Here is a 4,816-nt window from a genome sequence, read left to right on the forward strand (position 1 = left end):
CCGCTATTACATCGACACCGTCACCGACTCATTCCTCAAGGGAACGCCGATCCTGGTTCGTCTCGACGACGAGGCGGCAACGCTCGATGCGGCGCGGCTGCAGGCCCGCCAGAAAGGCGAGGCCATCGTCAGCCAGGCCGAGCTGGCGGCCAGTCGCGGCATCACGGCCGGTTTCAGCCCGGTGACCGAGCTTTCCAGCGATCCGTTCCGCATGGTGGTCAATCCGCGCCCGATCTTTTCTCCGGTCGACGATCCGCTCGAGTTCCGCTTGGACGAAATCCCGATGAACGACACCGAAGGTTGCCAGAGCCAGGGCGAGATCAACGGCTTTCGCCTGCTGCGCATTGTGGCCAAGGATGGCGGCAAGACCGAACTTCTGCACGAAGACAAGTCGATCCCCAAAAGTCGCGGCTGTCCGAACGGCTACCGGATCGGCGCGGTGCAGACGTTCTCGATGCAGGGGTTGAGCGCCTATGCCGTGCTGATCGCGGTTCGGCAATACGGCTTCGAGGGGCCGGATTTCCGCTGGATCGCCGTGACAGGCCGCCTGTGACACCGATTTCGCAACCCACGGCTCGCGGTCGCATCGGCAACCATTTCCGGGCCGCCCTGCCCCCCGCTCGCACCGCGTTTGTCGGCGCCCTGCTCTGGGGTCTGACGATGGGCGCCAGCGCGCTCGTCAATCTCCTCCTCTATGACTGGGAAACGCCGGCAAAGATCCGCTTCGTCACGCTGCTCTATGCCGCCGGTGGCGCGCTCGCCTTCCCGGTCGGCCTGTTCCTGGCGCGCCTCGTATCGCGCGGGCGGCACTGGGAGGTCGCGTTCGCTGCCGCTTTCGTTGCGCTGCTGGCCGCGACGCTCGCCTTCACCGGCGCCCTGTTCGCGCTGCAATACCGCTCCTACTATGCCGAATGGCATGCGCCGGCCTTCACGATCCGGTGGGCGTTCGAATTCGTGTTCACGGTGCTGACCGCGCTGTACCAGTTCGTCGTGCTCGGCGTCCGGCTCTATTTTCCATCAGGATTCATCGGGCTCGCCGCCGCCAGCATCTGGTTTGCGCGGCAGCGGCGTTGAGCATTCTGTCCGCCTCTGTTAGGAGGCGGACATCAAGCTTCCCGAAGTCAGGACCGATTGATGATCCCTCGCTATTCCCGGCCGGAAATGGTCGCCATCTGGTCGCCAGAGACCCGTTTCCGCATCTGGTTCGAGATCGAGGCGCATGCCTGCGATGCGCTGGCCGAGCTCGGCGTCATCCCCAAGGAGGCGGCAAATGCCATCTGGGAAAAAGGCGGCGTCGCGAAATTCGACGTCGACAGGATCGACGAGATCGAGCGCGTCACCAAGCATGACGTGATCGCCTTCCTCACCCATCTCGCCGAATTCGTTGGGCCTGATGCCCGTTTTATCCATCAGGGCATGACCTCGTCCGACGTGCTCGACACCTGCCTTGCCGTGCAGCTCACCCGCGCCAGCGACATCTTGCTCGCCGACATCGACGCGCTGCTCGCGGCGCTCAAGCGCCGCGCCTTCGAACACAAGGACACCGTCACCATTGGCCGCAGCCACGGCATCCATGCCGAGCCGACCACGTTCGGCGTCAAGCTGGCGCAGGCCTATGCCGAGTTCTCGCGCTGCCGCGAGCGGCTGGTGCACGCGCGGGAAGACATCGCGACCTGCGCCATCTCGGGCGCGGTCGGCACCTTCGCCAACATCGAGCCCTATGTCGAAGAGCATGTGGCGAAGAAGCTCGGGCTGAAGCCGGAGCCGGTCTCGACGCAGGTGATCCCGCGCGACCGCCACGCCATGTTTTTCGCCACGCTCGGCGTCATCGCCTCGTCGGTTGAGCGGCTGGCGATCGAAATCCGCCACCTGCAGCGCACTGAGGTGCTGGAAGCGGAAGAGTATTTCTCGCCGGGGCAGAAGGGCTCGTCGGCGATGCCGCACAAGCGCAATCCGGTGCTGACCGAAAACCTCACCGGCCTTGCCCGCATGGTGCGCTCCTTCGCCATGCCGGCGATGGAGAACGTGGCGCTCTGGCACGAGCGCGATATCTCTCACTCCTCGGTGGAACGCATGATTGGACCGGACGCCACCGTGACGCTGGATTTCGCGCTGTCGCGGCTCACCGGCGTCGTCGACAAGCTGCTCGTCTATCCCGACAACATGCTCAAGAACATGAACAAGTTCCGCGGCCTTGTGCATTCGCAGCGCATGCTTCTCGCGCTGACGCAGGCCGGCGTGTCACGCGAGGACGCCTACCGGCTGGTGCAACGCAACGCCATGAAGGTATGGGAACAAGGCGCTGATTTCCTTGATGAACTTCTTGCCGACAAGGAAGTGACGGCGGCATTGCCGGAAGCCGAAATCCGTGAGAAATTCGACCTCGGCTACCACACCAAGCATGTCGACACGATCTTCAAGCGGGTGTTTGGGGAAGCGTAGCCTTTCCTTCTCCCCGTTCACGGGGAGAAGGTGCCCGAAGGGCGGATGAGGGGCGGCGCCGACTTCGGCGATGACTGTACTCGCCACGTCCAGGTCCGGGGGAGACAAACTCGCAAAACTGGCGCTGCCCCTCATTGCCCTGCCGGGCATTTCTCCCCGTATAGTGACGGGGAGAAAAAGAGCTGTGCCGACGTTGGATCACGCCTTGCCGGGAATGGTCCTGATCACCGTGCCCCACGGATCCTCGCGGGTCGTCTCGCCGGTCACATTGTCCGAGCGCATTTCGACCCACGCTAGGCCCGAACGTGCCGGATCGCGGCGGCCGGCGCCGGCGCTGCGCCAGGCATTGGCGCCAATGTGGTGGTGGTAGCCACCCGACGACAGGAACACCGCCTGGCCGCCATATCTCGCCACCGTGTCGAAGCCGAACTGGTCATGCCAAAAGGCCTCAGCGTCCTCCGGCCGGCCGACGCGCAGATGGACGTGGCCGACGATGGTGTTTTCCGGCGCGCCCTGCCAGCCGGCGTCATCGGCCGGCACACTGGCGACGACAGCCGGAAGGTTCAGACGCTCGGTCGCCATGGCGATCTTGTCGCCGATCCACTTCCAGTCCTGCGGACGGCGGTCAGAATAGATCTCGATGCCGTTGCCCTCGGGATCGGTCATATAGAGGGCCTCGCTGACCAGATGGTCCGACGCGCCCTCGATGGCGATCCTGTTGGCGGCGGCATGATTGATCCAGCGGCCGAGATCGGCACGGCTGGGCAGCAGGAAGGCGGTGTGGAACAGGCCGGCGCTGCGCGGATCGTCAGGCTTTGCCGCGGCGTCGGGCTCGATGACCAGCAGGGGCCGGTTGGCGGCGCCGAGCGTGATCACGCCATCGGCGCGCCTCAGTTCCTGCAGACCGACAACGGCGCGGTAATAGCCGGCGAGGCTTTCGGCATCGCGCGCCCTCAGGCCGACGCGCGACACGCTGACCGGCGTGGTCGCGGCAAAAGGCAGTTCACTCATCATCGTCTCCGTTCGGGCGCTCGAAGAAACTCCCAAAGCCAGAAGCTACGCGCCGCCGATCATCCTACGTCGTGTCAGCCCCAAAATCCCGGCCCTTCAAGGCTATGTTGTCCTGGCCACAGATCGTCGATCGCGATCGTTCACACAAGAGAGCAAGGAGCGAACATGGTGTTCACTAAATTGATGGTGAACGTCGTTCGGCACGGTTGCGCGAAAGGGCGGCGCTCGCTACATGCGCGCCATGAAAGTCAAGGACGCAGATATCCTCATCGTGCCGGGCTACACCAATTCCGGCCCCGAACACTGGCAGACCCGCTGGCAGTCGAAACTGTCGACGGCGCGCCGGGTCGAGCAGGCCGAATGGTCGAAGCCGGTGCGCGAGGACTGGACCGCGAATGTGGCCAGGGCCGTCAACGAGGCCGAGCGGCCGGTGGTGCTCGTCGCCCACTCGCTCGGCGTGGCGGCGGCGGTGCAGGCCATTCCGAAGTTCCAAAGGCCGGTGGCCGGCGCCTTCTTCGTGGCGCCGCCCGACGTCGCCAATCCGGAGATCAGGCCGCGGCACCTGATGACCTTCGGACCCTATTCGCGCGAGCCGCTGCCCTTTCCCTCGATCGTGATCGCCAGCCGCAACGACCCGTTCTGCGCCTTCGACGTCGCGGAAGACATTGCCGGCGCCTGGGGCTCGCTGTTCATCGATGCCGGCGATGCCGGTCACCTTAATGCGGATTCCGGCTTCGGGCCGTGGCCCGAGGGCTCGATGACCTTTGCCAAGTTCCTGACGGAATTGAGGGAACCCTGAGGCGCAGCCGCCCGGTGGCGCTCAGGACCCGATGGAATCGCGCATGCTCTCCAGCAGCGTCTTGGCGCCCAGCGAAATCAGCGTGTGGTCCGAGCCCATGGCGAGCAGCCGGTAACCCATCGCCACGACGCGCCCGGCAACCGCCGGCTCGATGACGTAGATGGCGGCGTGTTTGCCGGCCTTGCGTGTGCGCTCGGCGATCGAGGCGACCGTCTCCATCATGCTTTCCAGCGTCGAATTGACGGTGGCGCCGTTCGACCACGCGATCGAGAAGTCCGACGGGCCGACGAAAATGCCGTCGATGCCGGGCGTCTCGATGATGCCGTCCAGCGCCTCGAACGCCGCCCGCGTCTCGACCATGGCAAACGCCATGGTGCGCTGGTTGGTGTCGCGCAGCCATTCGGCATGATCGCCTTTGCCGTGACGCGGAAAGGCATAGGTCGGCCCCCAGGAGCGCTCGCCGACCGGCGGATATTTCATGGCGGCGGCGAACAGCCTGGCGTCGGCCACAGAGTTCACCATCGGCGCGATCACCGCCTCGGCGCCGAAGTCGAGCGCCCGGCT

The 4,816-nt window shown here is 65.1% G+C and carries 6 protein-coding genes; 4 read left to right on the forward strand and 2 right to left on the reverse strand.

The genetic code is table 11. The features are described from left to right. The 3 genes from EOA33_RS24445 to purB form a co-directional block, all read left to right on the forward strand. Positions 1-553, forward strand: a 553-nt coding sequence (locus EOA33_RS24445) for a DUF2259 domain-containing protein (protein ID WP_127406798.1), incomplete at its 5' end; no start/stop codon positions are given. A gap of 107 nt (positions 554-660) precedes the next feature. Beyond that, on the forward strand, positions 661-1,074 hold the full coding sequence (locus tag EOA33_RS24450; RefSeq protein WP_127406799.1) for a hypothetical protein: 414 nt from the start codon (positions 661-663) through the stop codon (positions 1,072-1,074). Between the two features lie 60 nt (positions 1,075-1,134). Beyond that, positions 1,135-2,442, forward strand: a complete 1,308-nt coding sequence (gene purB / locus EOA33_RS24455) for an adenylosuccinate lyase (protein WP_127406800.1) — start codon at positions 1,135-1,137, stop codon at positions 2,440-2,442. A gap of 198 nt (positions 2,443-2,640) precedes the next feature. Here the strand turns inward: purB and EOA33_RS24460 are convergent, their stop codons facing one another. Beyond that, positions 2,641-3,453, reverse strand: a complete 813-nt coding sequence (locus EOA33_RS24460) for a VOC family protein (RefSeq protein ID WP_127406801.1) — start codon at positions 3,451-3,453, stop codon at positions 2,641-2,643. A 241-nt stretch (positions 3,454-3,694) separates the two neighbouring features. Between EOA33_RS24460 and EOA33_RS24465 the strand changes: the two genes are divergently transcribed. After that, positions 3,695-4,252 carry an alpha/beta hydrolase gene (locus EOA33_RS24465; protein ID WP_126059084.1) on the forward strand — a complete coding sequence of 186 codons (558 nt, stop codon included), beginning with the start codon at positions 3,695-3,697 and terminating at the stop codon, positions 4,250-4,252. 21 nt (positions 4,253-4,273) lie between these two features. Here EOA33_RS24465 and EOA33_RS24470 read toward each other — a convergent pair. After that, on the reverse strand, positions 4,274-4,816 hold a 543-nt coding region (locus EOA33_RS24470), incomplete at its 5' end, for an aldolase/citrate lyase family protein (protein ID WP_127406802.1).

The organism is Mesorhizobium sp. M4A.F.Ca.ET.050.02.1.1, from assembly GCF_003997725.1.
Classification (GTDB): Bacteria; Pseudomonadota; Alphaproteobacteria; order Rhizobiales; family Rhizobiaceae; genus Mesorhizobium.